The 25,863-nt window shown below is 51.0% G+C and carries 28 protein-coding genes; 16 read left to right on the top strand and 12 right to left on the bottom strand.

The features are described 5' to 3' along the window. The first annotated feature begins 26 nt into the window (after positions 1-26). Positions 27-290 carry a sulfurtransferase TusA family protein gene (locus Q397_RS0101035; protein ID WP_038012409.1) on the top strand — a complete coding sequence of 88 codons (264 nt, stop codon included), beginning with the start codon at positions 27-29 and terminating at the stop codon, positions 288-290. On the opposite strand, the gene Q397_RS0101030 is transcribed toward Q397_RS0101035, so the two are convergent. Both Q397_RS0101030 and tsaB read right to left on the bottom strand, forming a co-directional pair. Beyond that, positions 287-715 carry a GNAT family N-acetyltransferase gene (locus Q397_RS0101030; RefSeq protein ID WP_028877834.1) on the bottom strand — a complete coding sequence of 143 codons (429 nt, stop codon included), beginning with the start codon at positions 713-715 and terminating at the stop codon, positions 287-289. The two genes, Q397_RS0101035 and Q397_RS0101030, sit on opposite strands and share 4 nt — an antisense overlap. After that, entirely contained in the window at positions 712-1,395 is a 684-nt protein-coding gene (gene tsaB / locus Q397_RS0101025) for a tRNA (adenosine(37)-N6)-threonylcarbamoyltransferase complex dimerization subunit type 1 TsaB (protein WP_028877833.1), read from the bottom strand. The genes Q397_RS0101030 and tsaB overlap by 4 nt, the downstream gene beginning before the upstream one ends. Before the next feature lie 77 nt (positions 1,396-1,472). Between tsaB and ddpX the strand changes: the two genes are divergently transcribed. Then, positions 1,473-2,027 carry a D-alanyl-D-alanine dipeptidase gene (gene ddpX / locus Q397_RS0101020; protein WP_028877832.1) on the top strand — a complete coding sequence of 185 codons (555 nt, stop codon included), beginning with the start codon at positions 1,473-1,475 and terminating at the stop codon, positions 2,025-2,027. A gap of 68 nt (positions 2,028-2,095) precedes the next feature. Beyond that, complete coding sequence (locus Q397_RS0101015) at positions 2,096-2,488, top strand: hypothetical protein (protein WP_028877831.1); 393 nt, start codon at positions 2,096-2,098, stop codon at positions 2,486-2,488. Between the two features lie 2 nt (positions 2,489-2,490). On the opposite strand, the gene Q397_RS0101010 is transcribed toward Q397_RS0101015, so the two are convergent. After that, entirely contained in the window at positions 2,491-3,342 is an 852-nt protein-coding gene (locus Q397_RS0101010) for a LysR family transcriptional regulator (protein WP_028877830.1), read from the bottom strand. Between the two features lie 126 nt (positions 3,343-3,468). Between Q397_RS0101010 and Q397_RS20435 the strand changes: the two genes are divergently transcribed. After that, positions 3,469-4,659, top strand: coding sequence for a YbfB/YjiJ family MFS transporter (locus Q397_RS20435; protein WP_084148878.1), 1,191 nt, complete (start codon positions 3,469-3,471; stop codon positions 4,657-4,659). A 97-nt stretch (positions 4,660-4,756) separates the two neighbouring features. Then, positions 4,757-5,437 carry an HAD family hydrolase gene (locus Q397_RS0101000; RefSeq protein WP_028877829.1) on the top strand — a complete coding sequence of 227 codons (681 nt, stop codon included), beginning with the start codon at positions 4,757-4,759 and terminating at the stop codon, positions 5,435-5,437. 53 nt (positions 5,438-5,490) lie between these two features. On the opposite strand, the gene Q397_RS23715 is transcribed toward Q397_RS0101000, so the two are convergent. Continuing rightward, complete coding sequence (locus Q397_RS23715) at positions 5,491-6,495, bottom strand: zinc-ribbon domain-containing protein (protein WP_051609576.1); 1,005 nt, start codon at positions 6,493-6,495, stop codon at positions 5,491-5,493. A 213-nt stretch (positions 6,496-6,708) separates the two neighbouring features. Between Q397_RS23715 and ftsE the strand changes: the two genes are divergently transcribed. The 4 genes from ftsE to Q397_RS0100975 are packed head-to-tail and all read left to right on the top strand — an operon-like array spanning position 6,709 to position 9,670. Continuing rightward, positions 6,709-7,419, top strand: a complete 711-nt coding sequence (gene ftsE / locus Q397_RS20425; RefSeq protein ID WP_051609593.1) for a cell division ATP-binding protein FtsE — start codon at positions 6,709-6,711, stop codon at positions 7,417-7,419. Next, the gene (locus Q397_RS0100985) at positions 7,416-8,309 is read left to right on the top strand and encodes a cell division protein FtsX (RefSeq protein WP_051609575.1); all 894 of its coding nucleotides are present in this window, start codon (positions 7,416-7,418) and stop codon (positions 8,307-8,309) included. The genes ftsE and Q397_RS0100985 overlap by 4 nt, the downstream gene beginning before the upstream one ends. A gap of 3 nt (positions 8,310-8,312) precedes the next feature. Further along, the gene (locus Q397_RS0100980; protein WP_038012406.1) at positions 8,313-8,945 is read left to right on the top strand and encodes a YdcF family protein; all 633 of its coding nucleotides are present in this window, start codon (positions 8,313-8,315) and stop codon (positions 8,943-8,945) included. After that, positions 8,942-9,670 carry a lysophospholipid acyltransferase family protein gene (locus Q397_RS0100975; protein ID WP_028877826.1) on the top strand — a complete coding sequence of 243 codons (729 nt, stop codon included), beginning with the start codon at positions 8,942-8,944 and terminating at the stop codon, positions 9,668-9,670. Before Q397_RS0100980 ends, Q397_RS0100975 begins: the two co-directional genes overlap by 4 nt. A 5-nt stretch (positions 9,671-9,675) precedes the next feature. Here the strand turns inward: Q397_RS0100975 and Q397_RS0100970 are convergent, their stop codons facing one another. Together Q397_RS0100970 and Q397_RS20420 are read right to left on the bottom strand one after the other, a co-directional pair. Then, positions 9,676-10,983 carry a DUF2336 domain-containing protein gene (locus Q397_RS0100970; RefSeq protein ID WP_028877825.1) on the bottom strand — a complete coding sequence of 436 codons (1,308 nt, stop codon included), beginning with the start codon at positions 10,981-10,983 and terminating at the stop codon, positions 9,676-9,678. A 3-nt stretch (positions 10,984-10,986) separates the two neighbouring features. Beyond that, the gene (locus tag Q397_RS20420; RefSeq protein ID WP_051609574.1) at positions 10,987-12,645 is read right to left on the bottom strand and encodes a sensor domain-containing diguanylate cyclase; all 1,659 of its coding nucleotides are present in this window, start codon (positions 12,643-12,645) and stop codon (positions 10,987-10,989) included. A gap of 366 nt (positions 12,646-13,011) precedes the next feature. Here Q397_RS20420 and Q397_RS20415 point away from each other — a divergent pair, with 366 nt between their 5' ends. Further along, complete coding sequence (locus tag Q397_RS20415; RefSeq protein ID WP_169737948.1) at positions 13,012-14,028, top strand: glucosaminidase domain-containing protein; 1,017 nt, start codon at positions 13,012-13,014, stop codon at positions 14,026-14,028. On the opposite strand, the gene Q397_RS0100955 is transcribed toward Q397_RS20415, so the two are convergent. Next, positions 14,002-15,165 (bottom strand): benzoate/H(+) symporter BenE family transporter, encoded by a 1,164-nt coding sequence (locus tag Q397_RS0100955; protein ID WP_028877824.1) that lies wholly within the window; start codon positions 15,163-15,165, stop codon positions 14,002-14,004. The two genes, Q397_RS20415 and Q397_RS0100955, sit on opposite strands and share 27 nt — an antisense overlap. Before the next feature lie 100 nt (positions 15,166-15,265). Between Q397_RS0100955 and Q397_RS0100950 the strand changes: the two genes are divergently transcribed. Continuing rightward, positions 15,266-15,835: a helix-turn-helix domain-containing protein gene (locus Q397_RS0100950; protein ID WP_028877823.1), complete on the top strand. Its 570-nt coding sequence runs from the start codon at positions 15,266-15,268 to the stop codon at positions 15,833-15,835. Here Q397_RS0100950 and Q397_RS0100945 read toward each other — a convergent pair. Further along, positions 15,832-16,377, bottom strand: a complete 546-nt coding sequence (locus tag Q397_RS0100945) for a cysteine hydrolase family protein (RefSeq protein ID WP_028877822.1) — start codon at positions 16,375-16,377, stop codon at positions 15,832-15,834. The two genes, Q397_RS0100950 and Q397_RS0100945, sit on opposite strands and share 4 nt — an antisense overlap. Next, complete coding sequence (locus Q397_RS20410) at positions 16,370-16,837, bottom strand: MarR family winged helix-turn-helix transcriptional regulator (RefSeq protein WP_051609572.1); 468 nt, start codon at positions 16,835-16,837, stop codon at positions 16,370-16,372. Before Q397_RS20410 ends, Q397_RS0100945 begins: the two co-directional genes overlap by 8 nt. 192 nt (positions 16,838-17,029) lie before the next feature. Between Q397_RS20410 and Q397_RS0100935 the strand changes: the two genes are divergently transcribed. Together Q397_RS0100935 and Q397_RS0100930 are read left to right on the top strand one after the other, a co-directional pair. After that, on the top strand, positions 17,030-17,278 hold the full coding sequence (locus Q397_RS0100935) for a hypothetical protein (protein WP_028877821.1): 249 nt from the start codon (positions 17,030-17,032) through the stop codon (positions 17,276-17,278). A gap of 24 nt (positions 17,279-17,302) precedes the next feature. Further along, positions 17,303-17,707 carry a GFA family protein gene (locus Q397_RS0100930; RefSeq protein ID WP_028877820.1) on the top strand — a complete coding sequence of 135 codons (405 nt, stop codon included), beginning with the start codon at positions 17,303-17,305 and terminating at the stop codon, positions 17,705-17,707. A 143-nt stretch (positions 17,708-17,850) separates the two neighbouring features. On the opposite strand, the gene Q397_RS0100925 is transcribed toward Q397_RS0100930, so the two are convergent. Beyond that, positions 17,851-19,551, bottom strand: coding sequence for a methyl-accepting chemotaxis protein (locus Q397_RS0100925; RefSeq protein WP_028877819.1), 1,701 nt, complete (start codon positions 19,549-19,551; stop codon positions 17,851-17,853). A 165-nt stretch (positions 19,552-19,716) separates the two neighbouring features. Here Q397_RS0100925 and Q397_RS0100920 point away from each other — a divergent pair, with 165 nt between their 5' ends. Continuing rightward, the gene (locus Q397_RS0100920; protein ID WP_051609571.1) at positions 19,717-20,409 is read left to right on the top strand and encodes a pentapeptide repeat-containing protein; all 693 of its coding nucleotides are present in this window, start codon (positions 19,717-19,719) and stop codon (positions 20,407-20,409) included. Between the two features lie 99 nt (positions 20,410-20,508). After that, a complete protein-coding gene (locus tag Q397_RS0100915; protein WP_028877817.1) occupies positions 20,509-21,618 on the top strand; it encodes a calcium:cation antiporter in 1,110 nt (369 codons plus the stop codon). On the opposite strand, the gene Q397_RS23710 is transcribed toward Q397_RS0100915, so the two are convergent. Next, positions 21,601-23,607 (bottom strand): acyltransferase family protein, encoded by a 2,007-nt coding sequence (locus Q397_RS23710; protein WP_051609570.1) that lies wholly within the window; start codon positions 23,605-23,607, stop codon positions 21,601-21,603. The genes Q397_RS0100915 and Q397_RS23710 overlap by 18 nt on opposite strands. A gap of 152 nt (positions 23,608-23,759) precedes the next feature. Between Q397_RS23710 and Q397_RS0100905 the strand changes: the two genes are divergently transcribed. Next, entirely contained in the window at positions 23,760-24,965 is a 1,206-nt protein-coding gene (locus Q397_RS0100905; RefSeq protein WP_028877816.1) for a hypothetical protein, read from the top strand. 7 nt (positions 24,966-24,972) lie between these two features. On the opposite strand, the gene Q397_RS0100900 is transcribed toward Q397_RS0100905, so the two are convergent. Continuing rightward, on the bottom strand, positions 24,973-25,770 hold the full coding sequence (locus tag Q397_RS0100900) for an alpha/beta fold hydrolase (protein ID WP_028877815.1): 798 nt from the start codon (positions 25,768-25,770) through the stop codon (positions 24,973-24,975). Between the last annotated feature and the right edge of the window lie 93 nt (positions 25,771-25,863).

The raw sequence follows: 25,863 nt of genomic DNA, 5'->3' as shown, positions 1-25,863 counted from the left end.
CATTTCTAAATGGTGACAATGATTAAATGGATAGTATTTTGAGTAATAATAAAAGTATTACTTCTCATTCTTATATCGACATTACATCTGATAGCTGCCCGATGACGTTTGTGAAGACAAAGATACGTCTCGAAAAAATGCAGTCGGGTGAAGTTCTTGAAGTATTATTGAATGAGGGAGAGCCGTTAAAGAATGTACCGCTTTCTGCAAGAGAATTGGGCCATTCTATATTGCAGGAGATTCCACAAGAAGATGGGAAGACCTATCTTCTGTTTATTCAGAAGGCTTAAAAGGACTTTTCCATTACTAAAGCGTCTACATCATCACGATTGTGATGTTTATAGTAGTTTTTACGGCGTCCAACTTGGGTGAAGCCAAACTGCGTATAAAAAGCAAGGGCAGCGGGATTATCTTCGGCGACTTCCAGAAACAGGCGCTGGGTTTTGGTGCCAATGTTGGTGACGAGCTGGCCTGCAATGCCGGTGCGCCGGGCCGCTGGATCTGTGGCGATGGTGATGATCTCTGCTTCAACCGCATCGCCTTGGCAGAGGATAAAGCCGACGGGCTGATCGTCTTTTAGGGCGAGGAAGCCAAAGCTGGCGGGCAGGGTCATCAGCTCGGCAAAGGCGTTTGCACTCCAGTTCTCCTCAAAGCTGGTGCGATGAAGCTCCGCGACGATATCCGCATGAAAGGCTGTGAGTTCAACCAGCGTCATGGCCGTAGGCGACCGCCATTTTTGGGCAGGGCCGCATCTGGCGGGCGAATGTAGAAGGCGGACGGGCGTTGGCTCGGGTCTGTCGGCAGGCCGCGGCGTGCCGCAAGGCTGGCGACGGCTGCCGCATCGGGATTACGCGCGTCAGCTTTGATCGCGCTCACGCCTTTTTCTAAAAACAGGGGCTGTAAACGCTCAAAGCAGTCCCCTGCGATCAGGATTTCAGTGGTCTGCGGTGGGCATAAAGACACGATATCTTGCGGCATTTGAGCCACCGGGTCACTTAACGCGGTGTTATCCGGGGCAAAATATTGTGCATAGAGGTCTGCTCGTTTAGCATCAAGCGCGGCAAGTAAGGGAAGGCGACGATCGGATTCTGCATAGGCGAGGGCTTCCAGTGTCGTAATGCCGATCACGGGCAGTTTGGCAGCGACGCCAAATCCACGCGCGCAGGCCAAAGCGATGCGTAAGCCGGTAAAGCCGCCGGGGCCAACCGTGACAGCAATGGCATCCATGTCAGTGACCCGCATGGATGCTTGTGCTAGGACGCGATCGACCATGGGCAACAGATCACTTGCATGACCGCGTGCCATTTCTTCAAACTCATGGGCAATGATGCCCGTGTCTTGCCAGATCGCGACCGAGCATGCTTGCGCGGCGCTGTCTAATGCCAAAATCTTCATAAAGAAAATTACCTTTTCTCAACCAATGGGCTCTTATACTGTGAAACCGCTTCATTCATCAACAGGTAGAAGAACAAATGGCGCTGATCGAAATTACGGAACAGACCCACGATGTCGTGCTGGATCTGAAATATGCAACAAACGATAACTTTACGGGCGAGCCGGTCTATGCCAAGGCCCATTGTTATCTGCATGAAGAGGCAGAGGCCCTATTGCGAGTGGCGATCGAGATTGCGGCCCGTCAGGGCTATCGTTTTCGCATTTTTGATGCGTTTCGCCCCAGCGAAGCCCAATGGAAGCTGTGGAATCATACGCCGGATGACGAATTTTTGGCAGACCCGCGCCGGGGATCCCCCCATTCACGCGGGGCGGCGATTGATCTGACTTTGATGGACGAAAACGGGGTGGACCTTGACATGGGCACGGGCTTTGATGCGTTTACGCCGTTGTCTCACCACGGTAATCCCGATGTCTCCCCGGAAGCAGAGAAAAACCGTTTGATCCTGATGGGGATTATGACAACGGCAGGCTGGGATTTCTTTAGAAATGAATGGTGGCACTATCAACTGTTTGATGCCCGTCGCTTGCCGACCTTTAGCGATACGTCCTTGCCTGAAAGTATGATGGCTTAAAATAGTATTGTTGCACAATTTTAAGTAACGTATAACTGCGCCTTGATTTTAAAAAGAAAGGGGTGGTTATGCGTTATTTACTTATGGGGATTGGCCTGAGCTTAATATTGACAGGCTGTATGCGCGCGACGTTGATTTCGGAGGATCGCGACGGCTATATTGTGTTTTTGCGCACTATTTATGATGGGCGGTCTTTGTCAGACAAGAGCGCGGATGAATACTGCCAGCGATATCAAAAGCCCGCCACATGGGTTGCCACAAAAATGACCGAAGGTAAACGTGGTTATAAAGACACCTATAAATGCGGTGCCTTGCCCCCGGCGAAAATGTCTAGCGGACGTGGAGAGTATACCCCGTCAGAACCACCAGTCTCTCGCCGTGAGTATCGCAAGGATCAGTCGATGAACGGTGATTATTTCGGGTCTGGCCGCAGCGGTCAGCCAAATAGCGACGACTGGTAAAGCTAGGCGACTTGAGACAGGTTCTGTTGGTTGGCGAGTTCAAGCAGTGTCTTCATCGGTTTGGTCTGAATGGTTGATTTTTTGCAGATCAGATAAGTGTCCACAATGGCGATGTCGTCGGGCAGATCAGTGATGGTGAAGTCCCCTTTCAGGTTTTTGGCGACTTCTAGCGGCAGGATGGTCAGGCCAAGCCCCGCGGAGACACAGCCGACGATGCCTTCCTGCGTGCCAAATTCCATGACGTTGAAGGGCAGGCGACCGATGCGGCGTAGCCATTCTTCTGCCCGCGCGCGATAGGCGCAGCCTTTGCGGTAAACCAGCAAGGTGTGGGAGGTTTCGTCACCCGGTGTGCTGACCAGCACCAGCCGTTCGCGAAAAAAGGGATATTGCAACACCCCGTCATTTTCAACGGTGGACCCGACCACGGCACAATCCAGTTGATGGTTTAAAACTTGTTTGATCATTTCATCGGTGGTTCCGGTGGACAGCGATAGCTCCGTATGGGGATGACGCTGGTGAAAGGTTTTGATCATGCTGGGCAGACGCACCGCCATTGCCGTTTCCATAGCGCCTAATGAGATGCTGCCGCCATCTTCTAGACTGGCACTGACGGCCAGCCGTGCCTGACGTTCCATATCCAACAGTTTATAGGCATGGTCCAGCAGCACGCGGCCTTGGGCGCTGAGTTCCATGCCGCGGCTTTTGCGCATAAACAATGGCACCTGCACCTCGTCTTCCAGTTTTTTGATGCGGGCGGTGACATTGGATTGGACACAATGCAACCGTTCTGCGGCTGTGGAAACGCCGCCGGTTTCCGCAACGGCGATAAAGACTTTTAGGGCTGAAATTTCCATGGGAACCTCTGGTATCACTTTTTATGAATGATACCATCAAAACTAATCGTTTGTAATGATAAAGTTCATTGGATAAACTTCTGTTCAGTGATCAAACAAATTCAAGAATAAGAAAGAAGGCGTGATATGCAAAACTCACTCCCAACATGGAAGCTTCTACTGGCGAGTATTTCCTCGTTAATTTTGACAATGGGAATTGCCCGGTTTGCCTTAACCCCTTTATTGCCTGCGATGCAAACGGCAACGGGGCTAGGGGATGACGGGGCAGGCTTTTTAGCGGCCTTTAACTACGCGGGATATCTGTCCGGTGCGTTGCTTGCCAGTCGATTGCGCAATCCGGTGGTTAAGGTGCGTTACTATCGTTGGGGGATGGTGATGGCGGTTTTGACCACGGTTTTGATGGCCTATACCGATAGTGTGGTGATTTGGTCGGGGCTGCGCTATGTCTCCGGCTTGACCAGTGCGGCGGGGATGGTGATTTGTACGTCTTTGGTGATGGATCATTTAAAACTGCGTCACCGCCCTGACTATATTGGCATCCACTTTAGTGGTGTTGGTCTGGGGGTGATCTTAAGCGGCAGTGTCTTGACATGGGCTGAACCGTTGCTGGGGTGGGCCACATCTTGGGAAGCGATTGGCCTGATCGGGTTGGCGCTTGCGATCCCCGCGATGATGTGGGTCAATGGCGAGGGACTGTCAACGCCCGTGGCCGGACATGCCAATGCAGTGAAACTCCGCCAGAAAAAGATTACATATCTGTTGCTGTCCTATGGATTTGCGGGGGCTTCCTTCTCCGTCGGGACGACCTTTATCATTTCGATTATGGCGGAAAATCCAGCGCTGGCAGATAGCCGCAACCTTGCCTGGGTGCTGCTGGGGGTGGCCTTGGCGCCGTCTTGTTATTTCTGGATGAAGGTGGCGGCAAAGGTTGGTGATTTTAAAGCCCTGACACTGGCCTATTTGGTGCAAGCTGTGGGCTGTGCCTTGCCGGTGATGATCCCGTCCCCGACAAGTGCCCTGATCGGCGGCTTTATGTTTGGGGGGTGTTTTATGGGGATTGTGACCGTGGTTCTGGCCTTGGGGGGCAAGCTATCACCGCATAACCCATCCGCGCTGATCGGTATTTTGGTTGTGTCTTATGGGGTGGGGCAAATCGTTGGGCCGATCCTTGCCGGTATCGCTATGGAGCAGTTGAATTTCAGTGCCCTTGGCTTGTGGAGCGCAGCGGTTTGTAGTTTTTTATCGATCATCTTTTTGGTGGGCACGCGGTGTTCACAAGAAGAAGCTTGCAAAGAAGGGGCGGTCTGCCTGACTTAAGCACGATATTTTATGAGAAGGCCGCTTCTTTTATCGCCTGAATGTATATAGTGTGGGGAAAGTATTCTTTCTCCGCACTTTTTTTGAATGATAGATTATGATTTCGCCCTCTGTACCTTTTGACCTCATCATTTTTGATTGTGACGGGGTGCTTGTTGATAGTGAGCTGCTGGCCTCGGAAGTTTTGTCCGAAGTGTTGGCGGATCACGATATTGATATCCCCCCGCGTGAATGTCGTGAACGGTTCACCGGATCGAGCCTCAAGCGGGTGAAGGAATTGGTCTTTAAAAGTTCTGGCATTGAACTGCCGGATAACTTTGAAGAGATCGTGCGCGAGGCGGATCGCGGTGTCTTTGAAAAGCGCCTGTCGCCGGTAAGCGGCATTGAAGAGATATTGGAACTGTTGACCTTGCCGGTCTGTGTGGCCTCAAGTGGCAGTATTGAAAAAATCACCCATTCGCTGACGTTGACAGGAATGTTGGGTAAGTTTGCCCCTCATTTGTTCAGTGCGGAAATGGTGATGCGTGGCAAACCTGCGCCGGACCTGTTTTTGCATGCGGCCCAACAGATGGGTGTCGCGCCAGATCGTTGTCTGGTTGTTGAAGATAGTCCGGTCGGGATCAAAGGGGCACTGGCGGCAGGCATGACGGTCTTTGGATTTGCCGGTGCGGCCCATGCCGGGCCGGGGTATGCGGAGATGCTGGATCTGGCGGGGGCTGATATGGTGTTTCGCGAGATGTTTGCCCTGCCCAATATGGTCAAGTTTTACCAGAAATAAAAAAACGCGCTTCGGAATTCAGGAAGCGCGTTTTTTGTTAAATTCTTAAGGGCCTACTGTTCTTCGGGGAGGATAAAATCCACACCGACACGACGGGCACTTTTGGGCGGGTTTTTGATCTTGGCTTCGTAAGGAGAGAAGCCACCTGCCTCAATTTCCTTATCGGTCGTTTCGACAATCACAAAATGGACCTCTTCCTCATTCACATCAAACAGGGAGATGCGAATTTGCGGGATTGCCATTTTGCTTTCCGAAATATTGGCCACATCACCGGCAACGGTCAGAATATTATCATTGCCGTCTTTGTTAAAGCTGGTGGTGTAATTTCTAAAGACCAGAGATTCGCTGATATCCGGTGTCAGGCCCAACATATCCTGCGCCGCGCCCAGATAGTCATCATAGACTTTGTAGAAACCTTCAGCCTGCGGCACAAACTGGGTGATATAGCCGCGACCATAATGAATGCCGGCCCCGAGCAGAGCGAGAATCAGGATCAACCAGAAGAGGAGCTTGAAGAAGCCGCCTTTTTTCTTCTGTTTTTCTTTTTTGCGAACAGGGGCGGTAAAGACCTCCGGGATCGGGTCTTGATCATCAAAGTCATCATCCATGTCGTCAAGATCGTCATCCAGATCGTCCAGCGTGTCTATATCGTCTTTGCTGTACATGGACTCGGCCATAGACTCCATCGGTTCGATGTCATCATTGCCGAAAATTTCGTCGAGTTCTTCGTCTGAGGGCAGATCGTCCACCGGCTTGTCAGAAGCTGAAACAGGTGCAGGCTCTACTTCCGGTTCTGGTTCGAACGCGGGTTCGGGCTCCGGCTCAAAAACAGGCTCCGGTTCCGGTTCCGGCATCGGGGCCGGTTCTGGCGCGGGTGGCGGTGGTGGTGGCGGTGCAGTTGTCACCTCATGTTCATCCAGCTCAAGAACGCTGTCTTGATAGGGCAGCTGCTCCCATGCGTGCGAGCATTTGGCACAACGCAACGTACGCCCGTTTTCACCCAATGCGGCGATCGGAACGGAATAATGTGCGGAACAGTTTGGACAACTAATAATCATAAGGCCACCAACTTCTACGTAAGTCCTTAAACTTTATAGGCGTTTCCTTACTTTGAAGCAAGACTACCCATAATTCAATATCTTTTAGGGTAATAGCCCTAAAAGGTTGCTATTTTTAACTTTAGCCTAGATTGTGTGAATAAGGTCTTAACGTAGCGCCTATCTTTGCGTAAAAAGAAGGACGAAAAAGGAAGGGATTACTTAGACTTGGTTATTGTTAAGCTGGAAAATGTCGGATTGCGATATGGCGTCGGTCCTGAGATTCTGCGCGATGTTTCGTTGACGCTGGAAGAGGGAAGTTTTCATTTTCTCACAGGCCCCAGCGGGGCGGGGAAGTCCTCGTTATTGAAGCTGATGTACCTTGCCAACCGTCCGACCCGTGGCCTGATCTCCCTGTTTGGCAGCGATATCGCGACGACCGATCGAACCAAGTTACCAGCCCTGCGCCGGGAAGTCGGTGTTGTGTTTCAGGAATTCCGTCTGCTGGATCATCTTTCTACCTTTGATAATGTAGCCCTGCCCATGCGGGTTGCCAATGTGCATGAAAAAGATATCAAAAAGCATGTCACGGAATTGTTGGCCTGGGTTGGCCTGAAAGATCATATGGGTGCGCGTCCCACCACTTTGTCAGGCGGTCAGCAACAACGTGTTGCACTGGCGCGTGCCGTGATCACCCGTCCGCGTCTGCTGCTGGCGGATGAGCCGACAGGCAACGTGGATGATAAACTTGCTGTTCGCCTGTTGCATTTGCTGGAAGAATTGAACAAGCTGGGAACGACCATTGTCATGGCGACCCACAACGAAGGTCTGGTGCGTCAGTTTGGTCATCCGCGCATCTGTATTGATGGCGGACGTGTCGAACAGATGGGGCCGTTGCGCGGTCCGCGTAGGGGTAACGTGCGTATGGAAGGGAAGATATCGTGACCTTCTTGTCCTTTAACCATCATAAGGATTTGCCGCTGGATAAAGATCCGGGCACACGTTTTTTGCCGTGGCTGATTGCCTTTATGGTCTATCTGGCAGCTTTGGCGGTGATTGCGACCAGCATCATGCAATCCATCAGCGCGCGTTGGGAAATGGGTGTCAGTGATACGCTGACGGTCCAAATTCCGCCGCAAAAAGGTATGCAGCAGGATCAAAAACAGATTGAAGCCAGTCTGGAAATTCTGCGTGCGCATCCTGCCGTGGTTTTGGCAGCCCCTGTCGGGAAAGCCCGCGTTCTTGAATTGTTGGAGCCATGGTTGGGCGATGCGGCAAGTCTGTCTGACATGCCGTTGCCTCATCTGATTGATGTAACGGTGCGTCAGGATGTGCCTATGGACGGGCAGGCGTTGATCGAACAATTGAACAAGGTGGCACCGGGGGCGACACTAGATGACCATCGCGTCTGGCTGGATCGCCTGATCCAAATGAGCCGGACCCTCGAATGGGGCGCTTATCTGGTGTTGGGGCTGATTGCAACTGTGTCTATCGGCACTGTGTTTTTTGTGACCAAGACCGGCCTTGCTATCCATCACGATGTGATTGAAGTTTTGCATCTGATCGGGGCGCAGGACAGCTATATTGCCCGCCAATTTGCCGAACATGCCTTGTATATGGGGTTTCGCGGGGGGCTGTTGGGGCTGGCGGTGGCAGGTCCGACCTTTGGCGGGTTTGCCTATCTGTATCATCAGGTGGATCGTGCGCTCTTGCCCCAGATTGATATTACCGCATTACAGTGGGTTGCGGTCTTGTCTTTGCCGTTTTTGTCGGCGTTGATGGGCTATTTGACAGCCCGATCTGCGGTCCTGAATAGTTTGAAAAAGATGATATAATACATGCGCCATTTTCCAGTAAAACGTAAACGCAGAATTTTCGGGCCCCTTCTGATCGTCTCTTTGATTATCGGGTTGGTTTGGTCCGGAGGCTTTCTGGCGTTTACGACGTTGGTGCCCAGCCAGGTTAAGGATCATATCACCGTGACGGACGGGATTGTGGTGCTGACCGGTGGTACGGAAAGACTGAATACCGGATTAGGCCTTTTATCTGATCACAAGGCCAAGAAGTTGCTGATTTCCGGTGTTTATCATGGCGTGGAGCTGGAGGAACTGTTGAGTTTGTCCAAGGAGTCGCCGCAAGAGCTGGAATGTTGCATCGATATTGGTCATGAGGCGGATAATACCCGTGGAAATGCGCAGGAAACATCAGACTGGATTGCCGCGACAGGTTTTAAATCTGTGCGTTTGGTGACGGCGAATTATCATATGCCAAGAAGTTTGTTGGAATTTTCCTATTATTTGCCCTATACCACCATTATCGCCCATCCGGTCTTTCCGGAGCATGTAAAGGTGGATCAATGGTGGCGCTGGCCGGGTACGGCGAGCCTGTTGGTCGGGGAATATAACAAATTTTTATTGGTCTGGGTGCGTCAGGAACTGGCCCGGCAGACCGGTTTAGAGATATTGAAATGACTTTTTTACGATCCTTGATCTTTAATATTTATCTGTTCGGTGGCACGACAGTGATCGCTTTTATTTTGCTGATCCTTTTGCCGTTTTCTTCCCATGAAATGCGCAAAGGGTCTCAATTCTGGACGCGTTATGTCATGTGGGGAATGCGTCATATCACAGGGATTGAGTACGAAATTCGTGGTCTGGAACATTTACCGGAAAATGGTGCGATTATCGCGTGTAAGCACCAATCTGCTTGGGATACCGCTATTTTTGTAATGCTGCGTCTGTCAACGGCTTACATTCTGAAAAAAGAGCTGACAAAGATCCCGTTTTACGGTTGGTACGTTGATCGCAGTGGACATATTGCGGTTGATCGTTCTGCCGGTGCGGGTGCTTTGAAAGGGATGATCAAAGACGTGAAACAGGCGCTGGAAAAAGGCCGCAACGTTGTGATCTTCCCGGAAGGGACACGTTCCAACCCCGGTGAACGCGGTGAGTATCAACCCGGCGTCGCAGCGATTTACGCCCAGTCAGGGTTGCCGATTATCCCGGTTGCGCTGAACTCTGGTCTTTATTGGGGGCGCCGCAGCTTTCTCAAAAAGAAGGGGAAGATCATCATGGAGATTATGCCGCCGATTGAAACCGGGTTGAAACGCCGCGAGTTTATGGACCGGTTGGTCAATACCATTGAAGATAAAACCCGTGAACTGGAAGCCGAAGGGCGCGCCAGTTTGGGCGAATAAGCCTTTTATACCGCCATTTCTGTAAAGAAGTTGAGTTGCCATTGCAGCTCTTCTTCTTTAAGGGCGTAGCTGCCGTCATGGTCGCGCACGATATCTTCTGAAGGGATGTGGGCGACTTTTGCTTGAATGCGAATGGCTGTGACGGGATCAATCCCGGCTTTCCAGCAGAGCGCGGTGATGCCACGGGCGCTGCGCATGGCGATCATGCGTTGGGCGACGGCCATCGGGATACGTGCCAGTTCCGCTAATCCTGCGATTACAAACTCATAGTCGCCTTCGTGCAGGGCATTGGCAATGACCTGAGGGGCCAATTTACCCATCCGATGCAGGTTTTGTGCGATAACGTGCGGGGGTTGTTGAAAAAGCCACGAATATTCTTTGCGCAGGACCAGATTGGTTTGTTCAGGATCAAGCTGGGCCTGTTTCAAGCGTTTGTCTTTTTGGCTAGCGCTCAGGCGGCGATTGACTTCTTTGCGCACGATACTGAGTGTTTTCGGGCTCAGGTCATCGCGTTTCTTGAGGGTCTCGATGAGATTATCCGCCACAAATTCCGCAAGGCGCTGGACGGCTGTGTTGCTCAGGATAGGACGGTGGACTAAAGGACTCTGCCAGTCTGTGACATTGCGCGATTGATCGACCAATTGATCAAGTGTTTCTTCGCGGATCTGAGCACTTTCGTTGCACAAAAGAGTGGTGATGGCAGGCACGTCGTGGGTATGCACAATCGCGTCGGAAACAGAGGCACTGACACTGGCTCGATTGGAAATTGCGCCCAAGGCACCGGATGAAACCCCCTTGGAAATTAATTCCAACAGATCATCATCTGTCAGAATGGGGGAATGTTCCAGAATGGGACAGGACACAGACAATTCTGAATCCTGAGCCAGCTTTTTAATCAGTTCTTCCGGGGCTTGGGCGACGTCTTTTAAGGTTTCCGCCAAAATAATCCGCACGGTCGAGAGCTGGTCGGACGCTAAAATTTCAAGGGCCTGAAACGCATAGCTCTGGACGCGATCGACTTCATAGGCGGTCAGTTTTGGCGCAAGCGAAGCGATCTTTTGTGCGAGGTCGGAGCGAATTTCGTCATTGCTGTCCTGTGCCAGTTCTATATAGGCGCGCGCGGGCGTTGCCTTGTTTTTAGCAATGGCCTTGCGCACTTCCGGCTCTGGGTCGCCTGCCAGATAGAAGAGGATTTCCGGTCGGATATCTTCGCGTTCCGCCAGTGATTTGCGGACGGTCAGGTCATGATGTTGCGCCAGTTCTTTGGCTTCTTCGTAGGTGAGGGGGGCATCATGAACAGGATTGTGAAACATATCTTAGTCACCCTGACCGGTGGAGGCGGGGGTGACAAAAGGGTCTGCGGTGCGGAAATTGCCGCGACCCGCCCGTTTGGCTTTATACATGGCGGCATCGGCACGGCTGATGAGTTCTTCAATGGTCTCCCCGGAATGGGGATCAAAGAGCGCAAGCCCGACAGAGACACCGAGTGGCTTTTCCGAGGTGCCTGAATATTCTTTCAAAAAGACGCTGGACTCAATGATCCCCTGGCAACGTGCTTTGGCCGCGTCCAGATCAATATCGTCCAGCCACAGGGCAAATTCATCTCCGCCCAATCTTGCGGCGACATCACCGGGGCGAATATGGTGCAGCAGAAAGTCGCGCAACATAATCAGGACGTCATCACCCTTTTGGTGACCGAAGGCATCGTTGACCTGTTTAAAGTGATCAAGGTCGACATAAATAAGGGCAGCGGGTGACTTGTTGAATTTGAGCCGATCAATATGGCGCGGCAGTTCTTCTTCAAAGAAGGCGCGGCGATTGAGCAGGCCAGTCAATGCATCGGTGCGTGACAGTTCGACAATCCGTTCGTGACCGGAGATTTGTTCGTTGGCGATCCCGAGTTGGTTTGCCACATCGATGGCAAGAATTTGATCATCATCGTTCCAGCCGCCGCGGATTTTTTCGCGCCATAGACAAATGGCACCATTGATGGTGCGGCGGTATCGGGTGGCGGAATAGATCGCGATCCAGTTTTCCGTTTCAAACAAGCCGACTTCATTTTCATGAATGTCGTTGAGACGTCCAAACAGGTCGTCGATATCCTGCGGAATATCCCCAAAGGAGGCATCCTTGATCAGGCTGCTGTTGCCCTGTCGTCTGAAAATCTGACAGCCGTTGGCACTTAAGGCCCGTGCGGTCGCGTTGGCGGCAGCGCTCAGCATATTGCTGGGATCAACTTCATCGCGGATTGTTTTGACGATATAGGCCAAGAGCTGGTCGCGGTGATAGGCCCGCGCAAGGGCGGCATCGCGTTCACGCTCATCTGTAATGTCGCGACACACACCACGCGCGCCGATCCAGATGTTGTTTTCATCAAACAGCGGCACGCAGGAAACCAAAAGACAGGCCGGTTCCCCATCCGGGCGCAGGACCCAGACTTCTTCACGTTCCAGCTTGCTTTTGGACATAAAGGGGTTGAGAGATTGTTTTTTATCCCGTTTCAGGACAATATCATCAGACTGTTTCTGGATCAGTTCTTCCGGCTCATAACCAACGGCACCGCGCTGGGAGACAAAGATAAATTCGCCGCTTGCCCCGACTTCCCACGCAAAGTCGCTGGAAATTTCCACAAGGTCCTTAAAGCGTTGACGGGAATCCATCAGGGCGGCACGTAAATTATGGTCCAGACTGCTGTCTTTGGCAAAGATCAAAAAGCCGTCTTCGCAAGGCGTGACCGTTAAATCAAAATAGACATGGCCTGTGTCTGTTTGCAGATTGATGGTCTGGAGGGCAGGGGCCTGATGCTGGATCACTTTGTCAAAAATAGATTGAAGCGCGGGGAGGTGAATGCTGGCACAAATCAGGTGTGCGCTTTCACTTTTTATACGAACCTGAAAGGTCTGATCCAATAGGGCGACGGGAAAGGAGGCATTTTGAATCCAATCCGTTTGAATGGTCGCAGATGAGTTAGCCATATTGTTGTTCTTTTTCACTAAACAGGTGCAAATGGAATTCTGCCCTAGATTGAGAAGTGATTTATCCTATGCTGTATTTGGCTTAAAAGCAAACATTGACTGAAGATTAGTGCGTAGATAGGAAAAAAAGACTAAACGTAAGAAATTTTTGTAAGTTTTTATTAGTATGCTTTGAAAAATATCAATTTTTATTAAGAATATTATCGTCTGGAAATTGGTTTGGATATCTGTAAACTCCCTTCTCACAGCCTGACCGGTTAACGGCTGGTTAAATGATAGACGGTCACAGCGCAGTTTAAGACCTATCTCCGCATAACTTAAAGACGGGAGATGTTGCGCTTTTTTGTTAACAACATTGATTTGGATATGGCTGAAGTTCATCAAAGCAAAGGCTTCCAGTATGGCGTATTGTCTCTACTGGGAATTGGATTTCTGACAGTATGCCTGTCACAGTTTTTTAATCCGGTGAATACCGAGAGCATGGCCCCGCAGTCGGTCCTGCCGCTACCAAAATCGAAAACGGTTTCCAAAGCCGGGATTGATGCGTTGGAAGGCAGCACGGACCTGGTTGGCAAGGGCCGCTTTAGTGCGTCTGATCTGGATAGTCGCTTCAAACAGATCGGTTATGACCTTGATCCTGTGCTGGAAGGGGATGTGGAAGTGCCGCGTGTGTTTGTGCGCTACCTGCCCTATGACCTGTCGCGCATGACGGAGACGGAAGAGCGTAAGTCGATCTTTTTCAGAACATTGCTGCCGCTTGTTTTGAAAGTGAATGAAGAGATTGTCGAGAACCGCAAGCGCGTCTGGCGTCTGCGCCATCGCCAGACCATGGGAATGGTGTTGCAAGCCAAGGACCGTGTGTGGCTGGATGCGATCTTTGCCCGTTATAAGGTGAAGGGCCGCAGCTTTGATCGTCTGCTCGATAAAATGGATGTGGTCCCAGCTTCCCTTGCGTTGGCTCAAGCCGCGGAAGAAAGTGGTTGGGGGACATCGCGTTTTGCCCGTGAAGGCAATGCGCTTTTTGGTCAGTGGACGTTTAATCCCGATGATGACGGGATTGTGCCGACCGGACGTGGGGAAGGTAAGACCCACCGGATCCGGTCTTTTGACGATCTGGCAGGGTCCTTGCGTGCTTATGTACGGAATCTGAATACCCATCCCGCCTATGCCAAACTACGTGGGATGCGCAAACAGATGCGTCAGAACCATGAAGATTTCAGCGGATATAAGTTGGCGCTGACGTTAGACAAATATTCTGAACGCGGTGAAGAATATATCACCAGCATTCATGCCATCATGGATGCAAACCAGCTACAACGGTTTGATGGGGCCACACTGGATGACACGACGATCGAGTTACCCACGTCCAAACCGTTGATTTAAGCCATAGACCGCCAAGCCGACCAGTAGCCCCCAAAACGGGGTGCCTACACTCAGGAAAGTGCCGCCGGAAGCTGTGATGATAAACGTCAGGATCGCAGCTTCGCGGCCTTTTGCGTCTGAGAGGGCGGCATTCAGGCTGTTGGCGATGGTGCCAAGCAAGGCCAGTCCCGCAATGGCAGCGACAAGCGCAGAGGGGAAGGCGGCGAAGAAGCCAGCCACGGTCGCCCCAAAGAGCCCTGCCAGAAAATAAAACACCCCGACCCAGACCGTTGCCAGATAGCGTCTGGCAGGATCTTTATCCACATCTTCCCCCATACAGAGGGCGGCGGTGATGGCGGCCATATTAAAGGCGTAGCCGCCAAAAGGTGCGAAAACAAGGCCCATGGCTCCCGTCCAGCCGATCAGGGGAGACGCCGGTGTCTGGTAGCCATGGGCACGTAACACGGCAATGCCGGGTACGTTTTGAGATGCCATCGTAACGATGAATAAAGGAAGTCCGATCCCGATCAGCACCGAGAGGTCAAAGGTCGGCGTTTGCCAAACCGGGACGGTCAGATCAAGAGAAATACCACTCATATCGATCTTGCCTTGGGTGGCGGATAGGATGACGCCGATGGCAAAGGTCAGCGGGATGGCGTAGGGCGATTGACGCCATTTGCCAATGATATAAGTCAGCACCATTGCGCCAACGATCAGGGTTTCGGCTTCAAAGGCGGGAAAGACGTTGAGGCCAAATCGCAGCAAGACACCGGCCAGCATGGCGGTGGCAAGGGATTGCGGCACCAGCTTCATGATTTTGTCAAACCAGCCGGTGATCCCACAAATGGTAATCAGGGCGGAACAGAAAAGAAAAGCCCCAATGGCATCGCTATAGGCAATGCCGGGCAAGCTGGTGACGAGCAAAGCGGCCCCCGGTGTGGACCAGGCAATCATAATTGGATGTTTGTAATAAACCGACAGGGCAATGCCCATGATCCCCATGGCAATCCCCACGGCCCAGAGCCACGAGCTGACTTGCGCTGGCGTCGCCCCTGCACTAAGGGCGGCCTGAAAAACAATCGCGGCGGCGCTGGTGTAGCCGACAAGGATCGCAACAAATCCGGCAGAGATATGGGAGAGGGAGAAATATTGGCGCATGGGGTATTTCCAAAATCGTGCGTTATAACGTACATTCTGGTCACCCTATCATTTGTGCGTTATAACATCCAGACTTAATTTCACTGGTTAGCGGATTATAATGAAAGACCCAAAAGATCATCTTGCCCAGACCTTGAAACAGGTGCGCAAAGATAAAAAGCTCAGCCTGGATCGGGCAGCCGACTTGACCGGGGTGAGCAAAGCCATGTTGGGCCAGATTGAACGTGGGGAATCGAGCCCCACCGTTTCTACCCTTTGGAAGATTGCGACGGGTTTTGAGGTGTCCTTGTCGAGTTTCATTGAACCGACGACCTCTCAAAACCTTAAAAAAACCGTAGCGCGCACAGCAGATGAGATCCGTCAGCATCCGGCAGAAGGTGGTTTGATGATTGCACCTTTGTTCCCATACGAAAGCCAGTTGGGGTTTGAATATCTGGAACTGGTCTTTCAAGCGGGATATGACCGGGAATCGGCCGCCCATGCGCCGGGGGTTATTGAAATCGTTACGGTTTTAAATGGGGTTCTGGAGATTTGTTGCGAGGGGATTTGGCACAAGTTGGAAGAGGGCCAGAGCTTGCGTTTTGCGGGTGACAAGCCACACGCGTACCGAAATGCGACAGGTGAGGACGCGAAAGTCATTACGGTGATCCATTACCCGAACGGGCGTTAGATCAGCTCTTTTGCTTGCATGGTCTTTGCCCCGCGTTGGCAGAGGTTGGCGCAGCACTTTTGCCATTTCTTTTTACTGACTGTGATGATGGCATCTTCGATCAGGGTGATTTGATATCCCTGATCCAATGCCCCCTTTGCGGTGCTGTTGACGCAATAAATCCCGTCGAGACCGGCAAGATACAGGTGCTGAATGCCGAGATCTTTTAAAAAGCTATCGAGCGCTGGATTTGTGAAGGCATTGCGTTTGTTTTTGACGAAAATGTGATCGCTGCGCAGAGGGAGGCGTTCAGTGATCTTGATCCCTTTTCGGCTGGAAACCCCATGCCCTTTTAGAAAAAGGCGAGACGTCAACCGTCCCAAAAATCCGTCAAAAATATGCTGGATATATATAATCTCCATCTCTGATGTCTGCGCGTGGTCGATAAGTCGGGTACTGTTTGTGAGAAGCTGGTCAACCTGATCCGCAGGGAAAGGGAACGGGAGATCAGGACTTAGATAGTCATCCTGAATATCAATGAGAAGCAGCGCGCTTTTAGTCATGGGAGGCTTCCTTGTTGAGTTGGGTAAAAGAAGTCGCGAGATGTTGGAGGACAGTGCGGGCCGTGTGTATATCGTCAAGTGGAATGTCGCCCATGATCTCTGCCAAGACGGTATGTTCGGCCTGTAAAATCTCTTCGATTCGATCTCGTCCTGAAGGGGTCAGTTGAAAGAGGAAGGATCTTTTGTGATGGGGATTGGTCAGTCGTCGCACCCAGCCTTCTGACCGCAGCTCGTTTACGGTGCGTTGAATGAACTGCCGTTCAACCATGAGCTCGTGTGCGATCTGTGGAACCGTCTTTGAGTGATCAGGGTGTAGCGCTTCCAGGACGGCACGATCGATCACGGAATGCCCATAGGGTTTCAGGCGCTCCTGAACGGCTTTTTCCAACTGTTTGTAAAGCGGGCGCAAGAGCCGGATAAGGGCGTAAGAAGCTTTTGCATTGCGGGTGTCGTGCATCATGGATGGCCTTTTGTGTGGTATTATTAGGATCGTATATTATGACAAATAAGTTGTCAAACTGATCCTTCCCTGACCTTTAAACAGGTTTGATCGTTGAGGGGGAAATGATGGGCAGACTTGATTTTTGGATGGATTAGGCATAATTAGGATCAACTGAGAATTTCCTCAGATCCCTTTGATGAGTGACAAGATATGTCTGCTGCAAAAACTGCATTTTTACTGGCCTTGATTACGGCAGTGTCTGTAACGGCTTTAATCGTCGGCGAAGCGGGTGCTTTGCTGCTGGGTGTTGAACTGGCATTGGCCCATAAAATGGCTTTTCCACATTGGCTGGACCTGTCGTTTCAGGTTGTGATTGCTGCAACGACCTGTTGGGCAGCATTTAGATTTTTCCGCCATGCCTTCACGATTGAAATGCAAAACCGCAATCCGGCTGTTTAAAAAATCAGGATGGGGGGTGAGTGAGTGACCAAACACACGGGAAGCTGCCTTTGTGGTGAGGTGACGTTTGAAATCGAAGGAGATTTCGAAGCACTCTACCTCTGTCATTGTTCGCGCTGTCAAAAAGGCACAGGCTCTGCCCATGCGGCGAACCTGTTTGCGCCGGGCGCCACGTTAAACTGGCTGTCCGGTGAGACGTTGGTGAAGACTTTTCAGCTCAAGGATACCCGCCATCAGCGGAGTTTCTGCGGCAGCTGTGGTTCTCCGTTGCCAAATTTGCAGGCCGACGGCAAGTGGCTGGTCGTTCCGGCAGGGAGTCTGGATAGTACCCTTGAAATCACGCCGAGTGCCCATTTGTTTACCGGCTCGAAAGCGTCGTGGGATGAGGATTTACATAAAGTCCCATCTTTTGAGAAGCTCCCGACGTAAGGGCTGGGCTCAACTGTATTCAACGCGGTTTCGATCATTTTTCACGGCTGTTGCGGCGCGTGGGGTGAGGGGGATTGGGGGATTTAGCTCAAAAAAAACGGCACCATGCGGGTTGGGTGCCGTTTTTGTCTGTAAGGATCGTTTTAAACCCCTCTCACATGATGAATGAAGGCGTTTGCCTGTTGTTGCAGATCGCCTGATTGTTGCGACAGGTGCGAGGCGGCGTTTTTCATATTCAGGGCGGAACCTTCGATCTGGTCGGCCCCCTCATTGACTTGCTGCATGTTGGCTTGGGCCAAGCTGCTGACCTCACGGGCTTCGATGACATGGCTGGTGATATTATCGATTGCCTGTTTTTGGGAGTCGACGGCGCTGGCGACCACGACGGTATTCTGGTTCATCTTTTCGATGATGGTGTGAATATCACCGATGGCCTTTACCGTATCTTCGGTGGCGTTGCGGATATCGTTGACTTGTGTGGTGATGTCCTTCGTTGCAAGGCTGGTCTGGTTGGCTAGATTTTTGACTTCGGAAGCCACAACCGCAAAGCCTTTGCCGGCATCCCCCGCCCGCGCTGCCTCGATGGTGGCATTGAGGGCCAGCAGGTTGGTTTGATCGGCGATGTCACTGATCAACTTCACGACTTCCCCGATTTTTTGTGCGGAGTGGGACAGGCTCATAATCTTGTCGTTGCTTTGGGCGACTTCATCGGCCGCTTGGCTGGCGATATCGCGTGAGACTGTGACGCGGTTGACAATCTCGGAGATGGATTGGTTGACTTCTTCCAGGGTGGTTGCAACGGCATTGACGTTGGCGGCGGCTTGTTCGCTTGCACCGTTTGCCTCTTTGGACGCCGTTTTGGATTGATCGGCTTGTGTGACCAAAAAGTCAGCAGAGTCCCGCACCTGTTCGGACGCTTTGGCGACGATCCGGACAATGCTGCCGACGGAACTTTCAAAGTTGGCGGCGAGCTGTTCCATTTCGGCTTTGCGGGCCTTGGCGTTATCTTCTTCGGCTTGGTGGCGCTCAAGGCGCATTTCTTCCATATGTTGGGCGTTCTGTTTAAAGACGGTCAGGGCCGCGATGATATCGCCAACTTCGTCTTTATTGGTCAGGTTTGGAACTTCAACGTTCAGGTCATTGTCAGCCAGTCGCAGCATAACCTTTGTGGCGGTTTTCAAGGGTTTAATCGACCGGATATTCCAGATGGCAAAGGAAATACCGATCAACAAGGCAACAGCCAGTGTCACCAGCATAAGGGAGACAAAGTTCTGTGCAGTGCTGCGGGTGTTTGCGGCAATGGTCTGGTTTTTATCTTCCTGCAAATCAATAAAGGCATTAATGGCAGCCAACCAATCGACAAACGCAGGACGCAGCTGGGTGAGCAAGAGATCATGAGCGTCTTTGAGTGCACCGGATTGACGCAAGGCGATGGTTTGATCAATGAGGGGATCGGTCGCTTGTGCTATGGATTGAATAGCCTGATATAAGCGCAAGTCTTGTTCGGTCATATTGTCCGGGCTTTGAAACATCGCCTGTAAGGCCTGATCCGCTTGCAGGTAAAAGCTCTTTAATCGGTCAATCTCATTAAGAACGGTGCCGATTTGATCGACCTTATCCAGCAAGATGACATCGCGCACGGCAATGGCACGGTCATGGACGCTCCCGCGGAAATTGATGGCATGACGTTGTTTGACGGCGTTGACATCGTTAATGCGTGTCAGATTTGCCTCAATCTTGTTCATTTCCCACACAGCCATCACACTGAGGGCGAGCATCAGGACCAGCAGAGTGCCGAAGCCTAATATTTGTCGATCGGTAATCCGTAAATTTTTGAGCTGCATGATCGTTCCCTTTCTCATAACAACGCACAGCATTGGGGCTGTGAACCCAAGGTTAAGCAGAAAGGTTAAATCTGTAAAATTGATTAATTTATCTATACTAATAGATTTTGATTATTTGTTGGGGCGTCTGTTGCTCCGTATGGTGGCGAAAAGACGGGGGATGAAATGGATAAAATAATCAATGCAACTACCTTTGACCACGCGATGTCCGATGCGTTTGAACAGCTTTTGGAAGAACATCAGGACCAAACCCTGATCTTTAAGGACTGTACGTTTGAGGGGATGGTCTGTCGGGATGTGGAAGCCGGGACCGTTAGGTTTGAAAACGGCATCTTTCGTGAAACTGAATTGAAGGGCTGTCAGTTGGATAACTCCCACTGGTATAAATGCAAGGCTCACGGGTTGGATATGTCATATAGCAGTGTGATGGATGCGACCTTTGAAGGATGTGATCTGTCCTCCTCTGCCTGGGTTGGTGCACAGCTTACGCAAACCCAGTTCATGCACTGTAAGCTGCTTGGGGCCTCTTTCCTTAAAAGTAAAGCGCTGGATCTTACTTTCAGCCATTGCATTTTGGCGATGGCAAATCTGCAGGGGATTTCTTTTCGCAAACAACATGTCTGTGGTCTGGATTTTAGTGATGCGGATTTGGGCGGCTGTGATTTTACCGAATCGGTCTTTGAAGACTGCCGTCTGCGGAATGCCAATATTCGGGGCGCGAAATTTAGCGGTGCGGATTTACGGTCTTGTGATTTAGGTGGATTGGAATTGAAAGATGCAAGCCTTTTGAAAGGGGCCATTATCTCCAAGAATCAGGCATCTGATTTGTTGCAGGCCTACGGTTTGCAGGTGCTGTAGAGATAAAATATTCAATTGGTGAAATGAAACATTAAGCGTTTTTGTGTCACTAATAACAGAGTCGTCTGTTTTTCATTTCTTATCTTTGGACCTCCCTTTATGCCCCAAGTGATCCGTCAGTGTGTCCCGTTTCTCGTGTCTTTAACGATTTTATGTTTGTTTTTGGCGTGGGGGGATGGATATCTGACGGGGCCGTTGTCCGCGAGTGTCGCAGCGGGTGGTTTTATTGGATTGTTTGGGGTAGTGCTTTATGCCGCCTTTGGGGTTGTCCACCACGCAGAAAAAGTCGCCCACCGTCTGGGGGAACCTTATGGCACGCTGTTACTCACCTTCTCTGTGACGGGGATCGAAGTTGCTTTGATCGCAACGGTCATGTTGACGGGGGAAGCCTCCCCCACATTGACGCGTGACACTATGTTGGCGGTTCTGATGATTGTCCTTAACGGGTTTGTCGGTCTTGCACTGCTCCTCGGGGGCTTTATGCATAAGGAACAGTCTTATAATTTGCAGGGTGCGAATGCGTTTCTGGCGGTTATCATTCCGTTGGCTGTCATTGCCCTTGTTCTGCCGCGCTTTACGGTTTCGACCAGTGATCCGACCTTTTCAACATCGCAATCGGTGGTGATCTCGATTGCGACAGTGCTGCTTTATTTCGTGTTCATTTCGGTACAGACCTTTCGTCATCGCGGCTATTTTCAGGAACCGGTGGCAGAAGTGCCGAGCGTGGTCGAGGAAGGGCAGGAACAGGCCAGCTTAAAGGCGACCATTTTTCATGCCCTTGTCCTGTTTGCCAGCATTTTGGTCATTGTGTTTTTATCTAAACGTCTGGCGGTTTTTGTTGATTTCGGCGTGTCTCAGCACCAGTTGCCAATCTCGTTAGGCGGGGTGATCATTGCGCTGATTGTCCTGACGCCAGAAGGGTTAAGCGCCCTGAATGCCGCACGCAAAAACGCCTTGCAACGATCCGTCAATCTGTTGATGGGGTCGGCGCTGGCCACCATCGGCCTGAGTGTGCCGATCATGCTGTTTATCGGCCTGAGCGTGGATCAAAAAGTGATCCTGGGGCTGGACAGCGTGCAGATGATCCTACTGCTCTTAACCTTACTCATGAGCGCCCTCACCTTCGGCGGGGCGCGCACCGGGGTCTTGCACGGCGCTGTTCATCTGGTTCTCTTTATCACCTATATCTTGTTAATCTACGTTCCTTAAGGATGTGAAAACCGGACCGAAGGCCTCGGCTACCCAACGTGAGCCATAGGCGGATAGGTGATGACTGTCGCGATAAAGCGGTATCCCGTCATGGGTTAAAAGGCAATTTTCTTCTGTTTGGGGACAGAATGTGTCGCTGAGGCGAAGATAGTGTGTCGTGTCGTTTAGGTAAGGCGCAAATGCGTCTGCCACAAAGCTGGATCGCGCCTGGTGACTGGGTAAAGCTTGTGTAAATGCCGAGAAGGATTTGCCAGCAATTTCTGCCCGTGTCAGGGCATTGGGCAAATGTTTTTTATAGGCGGGTGCTTGTTCCACAATCCAAATGTTGACGCCCAGTTCTTGTAGGGCAGGCAGAGTTTGTGCAATTCCGTACTTGAAGTTGGTTTTGCTTTCAGCTTTGGTGACGCTGCGACCGCGATCTTGTGGCAGGCCGACCAGCATGTAGGTGGTGTTGTCCACGCTGTCGGGCATGGCGCCTTGGGCGTAACCGTTCCAGCGGGCAGCGAGGATCAGGGTTTTAATGCCGCTTTTTTTCAGGAAATCAAACATTGCCTGATTAAAGGGCGCGCATTGGTAAGAGGATGTCTTTTCAGGGCGAATTACCCCTAACAAAGGCGGGCAATCGCTAAAACTTGCGTGCAAGCCGGCAATTTGGGTGGCTTCGGCCATTTTTTTGATACCGGGCATGATGGCATCGGCATGGCTGTCGCCCCAGAGGAGAAAGCGTGGCGCTTGATCCGAAGGTCCCATGGGGCAGAGCCTACCTTCTTTGATGCGTTTAACATCTATGCGGTCGCACTCTTCCAGGTCCGGGTTTAGGTCTTTGCTGGCGCTGAGGTAAGTCAGGGCTGTGGGTGATAGTCGGTTGGGCAAACCATCCGTCAGGTCGGTTGTCAGCGCAAGGATAAGGATACCAGCAAACACACCCCCTAGGCCGTAGGAGAGGCTCTTGCGGGTCGGCCAGATTTGCTTGCGTCGCACGATTTGTTCAACAAAGCGCCAAGACAGGGTTGCCCCGATTAAACTCAACGCTAGGACAAAGGCGATTGCCATTTGGTCCAGTGGGCGATCAAGGTAGATCTTTGTATAAACAATAACAGGCCAGTGCCACAGGTAGAGTGAATATGAAATCAGGCCAATAAAGACAAAGGGACGCCAGCTGAGGATTGCGGCAATGATGGTGTCTTGTTTGTCGTTGGACCAGATGAGCAACAAAGCGCCAAGGGCGGGAATGATTGCGGCATAGCCCGGGAACAGGGTTTGGTGGGTAAAGGTGAACGTTGCATACAAGATCAGTCCTAACCCAATGAGGGATGTGACTTGACGTAAGCTGCGGCTGGGTAGGGAAGGTAAAAGTCCAAGGGCAAGAATAGCTCCGAACAGAAGCTCCCATGCCCGTGTATGCAGGAAATAGAACGTTAGTTTGGCATTATGCTCGATTCCCCAGAGGTTTAGACTAAGGGAGATAACCAAGAGGACAACCACTGCCCCCTTTAGGGCGCGCGGGCAAAATTTGTAGAGCGCTATGAGAATTAGCGGGAAGAAGATATAAAACTGTTCTTCTACCGCCAGCGACCATGTATGCAGTAGGGGTTTAAAGTCCGCAGGCCCTGCAAAATAGCCGATATCCCCATAAAAATGGATGTTGGAGGCAAATCCGAGGGTGGCTAAAAGTGATTGGGAAAAATCATTAAAATCAAAGGGCAACAGCAACCATGCCCCAGCCGCAAAGGAGAGGAAGCAAACAAGGAAAAGAGCTGGCAAAATACGTCTGGCGCGGCGCTCGTAAAAGTTTTTGAGGCTAAAAGTACCAGCTTGAATATCTTTGAGTAGAATGCTGGTGATCAAAAAGCCGGAGATGACAAAAAAGATATCCACCCCGACAAATCCGCCGGAAAAGACGTCAATACCTGCATGAAAAAAAACAACAGGCAGGACGGCAAGGGCACGCAAACCATCAATATCTCGACGGTATTTGATCAAAGACATCTTTTTCCTCATGATAAATTTTGTATAGGGGATTTAACACATCTCTCGTGAGGGAGAAAAGTTTTTATCCCCTATGACGAGAAATTTAGGCTCGCAATTCAAGGGCGGTCTGTCTAGATTTACGCAACACTCTCTTTCAATCGGGGCATGTGATGAAACTGTTCAAAATTATCTTTATCAATCTGTTGCTTGTGATCGCGCTTATTGTGGCATTTGATGTGGTGGCCTATAAATATCTACCCGACAGCCTGACCAAAAACCTGCCCTATTATCGTTGCAATGAGTGTGTAAAGGCGACAAAAATCAAAGGGCGCGGCGGCTATCCCTACGATTATTTTGAAGAAAATGCGCGACGTGGTTTTGACATTGCGCCCGGACAGCGCAAGCAAATCCATGTGGTGCAGGGCCATGCCTATCCCATCTGGTCAAATGAGCTGGGCTGCTTTGATCGCGAACAAAACCCTAAAGCCCCGTATATCTATGTGGCGGGGGATAGCCACACATGGGGCTACACCCCTTATCGTTTGAAGTTTGCAACTTTGCTGGAAGGCAAAGCAAATGTAGACGTTTTAAAATGCGGGGTGACCCACACGGGTCAAAAACACCAGCTTGATAAATTGCAAGATCTTGCCGGGCAAATTGGTATCAATCCGACCCTGACATTTATCGGTTATTTCCCCAACGATATTCAGAATGATTTGGCTCATCCCCATTCCACCGTGGCGTATGGCTGGCAGGTGAATACGGTCAATCTAAAGCGGGAGGATGATGGCAGGTTTGTGCGCGAACCATCGGATGTGGAAGGGTTTAAAGAACGCTATAAAAAAGTGGTTGGCAGTGAAGAAGATCGCTTAAAACTGCTGGATTATCTGTATTACAAACCTGTGAGCTTTGGCAGCCGCTATTCGGTCACATACAATATCTTTAAGCGTTTGACCGAAGATAAGCCGCAAGCTCCCGATCCATCGCAGACACAGTTTAGCATCTATAGCGCCCCGATTTTGGATGATGGCGATCAGGTCTATTATAAAGACAACCCGAATGCCGATGAAAATAAGGCCGCGCTGGAAGCCTTTAAGGCTTATACGGATCAGATCTCGTCAAATCTGGTTGTTGTGTTGATTCCACGGATGGATCAATGGCAAAACACAGCCTATTTTGCGCAAGTGAAAGATTTTTTGCGCGAAAAAGACATTGATTTCATTGATATGTCGGAGGTCTTCGCCAAGCAGACTCAATACCCACATCAAGAGGTCTATTGGTTGGCAGACGGTCATATCCGTGAAGCAGGCAATGCCTTTGTTGCCCAAGCCATGCAGGACTGGATGGCAAAAAACAGGCTCGACTTGTTGAAGTAAGGACTGTTTAGCCTTTTTGCTGGTGTAACTTTTCTACCCAGATATCGTTGATCTGTTGGCTGTGGGTGATCGGTCCCATATGCCCGCAGTCAACGATGCTAAAGTCGATTTGCGCTATGGCAGTTTGCAGGGCCTTGGCAACGGAGCGCGAGGCGATGGGGCTGCGGCTGCCCTTGATCAGACTGATGGGAAAGTCAAAAGCGGCGTAGTCCAACAGGTCGAGGGTACAGTTTCGGATACCGACAAAATCAAGGATGACTTTGGGCACCTGTGCGGTCATGGCTTGTTGGATATGGGGCGGGAAGCTTTCAAAGGCACCGGCACCGGACCAGTAATTGATGAAGTGGGTGCAGGCTGCCGTTTCGTCCCCTTGGGCCATGTACCTTTCAAGGTTGCTTACCACATTTGCAATTTCCTGCCAGCCTTCACTGTCATGATCTAGCAGGTGAAAAGCCACGGGTTCAAACAAATGCATCGATTTGACACGCGCGGGGTTTTGGTGCGCCCAATAAAGGGCACAAGCACCGCCAAAAGAATGTCCGATCAAATGAACAGGCGTTGATGTGTCGAGGCCAGCGTCAGCCAGAATCTGGTCAATATGGTCGATCTCGCTTTGCAGGCTGTAGCCGTCTTGATCTGTTGGCAGTGAGGCCGCGCCATAGCCGATCAAATCAATCGCGATACAGGTAAAGTCGGATGACACGCGTTCTGCAAGTCCCGCCCATTGTTTTTTAGAACTCATGGAACTGTGAAGCATTACAAGCGGGGCGCCCTGTCCGGTGATCTGGTACAACTTGGCTGTCATCGTCTTACTCTCGGCTTTAGTGGTTATGTCTCGTGGGGAACTGTCTTCAAACATTTTGTTCGTCTTGTAAACATTTTTTGCGAAATAAGAGTC

Source organism: Terasakiella pusilla DSM 6293, from assembly GCF_000688235.1.
Classification (GTDB): domain Bacteria; phylum Pseudomonadota; class Alphaproteobacteria; order Rhodospirillales; family Terasakiellaceae; genus Terasakiella; species Terasakiella pusilla.
Note: the sequence above shows the minus strand (reverse complement) of the source record. Positions and strands in the feature narration are given on the sequence as shown.

What these genes read in the sequence shown, in the direction of transcription:
- ddpX (WP_028877832.1), top strand. Translation starts at nt 1,473, where the DNA reads ATGGCGCTGATCGAAATTACGGAACAGACCCACGATGTCGTGCTGGAT.
- Q397_RS0100955 (WP_028877824.1), bottom strand. Translation starts at nt 15,165, where the DNA reads ATGCGCCAATATTTCTCCCTCTCCCATATCTCTGCCGGATTTGTTGCG.
- Q397_RS0101015 (WP_028877831.1), top strand. Translation starts at nt 2,096, where the DNA reads ATGCGTTATTTACTTATGGGGATTGGCCTGAGCTTAATATTGACAGGC.
- Q397_RS0101030 (WP_028877834.1), bottom strand. Translation starts at nt 715, where the DNA reads ATGACGCTGGTTGAACTCACAGCCTTTCATGCGGATATCGTCGCGGAG.
- Q397_RS20420 (WP_051609574.1), bottom strand. Translation starts at nt 12,645, where the DNA reads ATGGCTAACTCATCTGCGACCATTCAAACGGATTGGATTCAAAATGCC.
- Q397_RS0100980 (WP_038012406.1), top strand. Translation starts at nt 8,313, where the DNA reads ATGCGCCATTTTCCAGTAAAACGTAAACGCAGAATTTTCGGGCCCCTT.
- Q397_RS20415 (WP_169737948.1), top strand. Translation starts at nt 13,012, where the DNA reads ATGGCTGAAGTTCATCAAAGCAAAGGCTTCCAGTATGGCGTATTGTCT.
- Q397_RS0100920 (WP_051609571.1), top strand. Translation starts at nt 19,717, where the DNA reads ATGGATAAAATAATCAATGCAACTACCTTTGACCACGCGATGTCCGAT.
- Q397_RS20410 (WP_051609572.1), bottom strand. Translation starts at nt 16,837, where the DNA reads ATGATGCACGACACCCGCAATGCAAAAGCTTCTTACGCCCTTATCCGG.
- Q397_RS0100925 (WP_028877819.1), bottom strand. Translation starts at nt 19,551, where the DNA reads ATGCAGCTCAAAAATTTACGGATTACCGATCGACAAATATTAGGCTTC.
- Q397_RS0100970 (WP_028877825.1), bottom strand. Translation starts at nt 10,983, where the DNA reads ATGTTTCACAATCCTGTTCATGATGCCCCCCTCACCTACGAAGAAGCC.
- Q397_RS0100905 (WP_028877816.1), top strand. Translation starts at nt 23,760, where the DNA reads ATGAAACTGTTCAAAATTATCTTTATCAATCTGTTGCTTGTGATCGCG.
- Q397_RS23715 (WP_051609576.1), bottom strand. Translation starts at nt 6,495, where the DNA reads ATGATTATTAGTTGTCCAAACTGTTCCGCACATTATTCCGTTCCGATC.
- Q397_RS0101035 (WP_038012409.1), top strand. Translation starts at nt 27, where the DNA reads ATGGATAGTATTTTGAGTAATAATAAAAGTATTACTTCTCATTCTTAT.
- Q397_RS0100915 (WP_028877817.1), top strand. Translation starts at nt 20,509, where the DNA reads ATGCCCCAAGTGATCCGTCAGTGTGTCCCGTTTCTCGTGTCTTTAACG.
- Q397_RS0101010 (WP_028877830.1), bottom strand. Translation starts at nt 3,342, where the DNA reads ATGGAAATTTCAGCCCTAAAAGTCTTTATCGCCGTTGCGGAAACCGGC.
- Q397_RS0100975 (WP_028877826.1), top strand. Translation starts at nt 8,942, where the DNA reads ATGACTTTTTTACGATCCTTGATCTTTAATATTTATCTGTTCGGTGGC.
- Q397_RS0101000 (WP_028877829.1), top strand. Translation starts at nt 4,757, where the DNA reads ATGATTTCGCCCTCTGTACCTTTTGACCTCATCATTTTTGATTGTGAC.
- Q397_RS0100950 (WP_028877823.1), top strand. Translation starts at nt 15,266, where the DNA reads ATGAAAGACCCAAAAGATCATCTTGCCCAGACCTTGAAACAGGTGCGC.
- Q397_RS20435 (WP_084148878.1), top strand. Translation starts at nt 3,469, where the DNA reads ATGCAAAACTCACTCCCAACATGGAAGCTTCTACTGGCGAGTATTTCC.
- Q397_RS23710 (WP_051609570.1), bottom strand. Translation starts at nt 23,607, where the DNA reads ATGTCTTTGATCAAATACCGTCGAGATATTGATGGTTTGCGTGCCCTT.
- tsaB (WP_028877833.1), bottom strand. Translation starts at nt 1,395, where the DNA reads ATGAAGATTTTGGCATTAGACAGCGCCGCGCAAGCATGCTCGGTCGCG.
- Q397_RS0100945 (WP_028877822.1), bottom strand. Translation starts at nt 16,377, where the DNA reads ATGACTAAAAGCGCGCTGCTTCTCATTGATATTCAGGATGACTATCTA.
- Q397_RS0100935 (WP_028877821.1), top strand. Translation starts at nt 17,030, where the DNA reads ATGTCTGCTGCAAAAACTGCATTTTTACTGGCCTTGATTACGGCAGTG.
- Q397_RS0100900 (WP_028877815.1), bottom strand. Translation starts at nt 25,770, where the DNA reads ATGACAGCCAAGTTGTACCAGATCACCGGACAGGGCGCCCCGCTTGTA.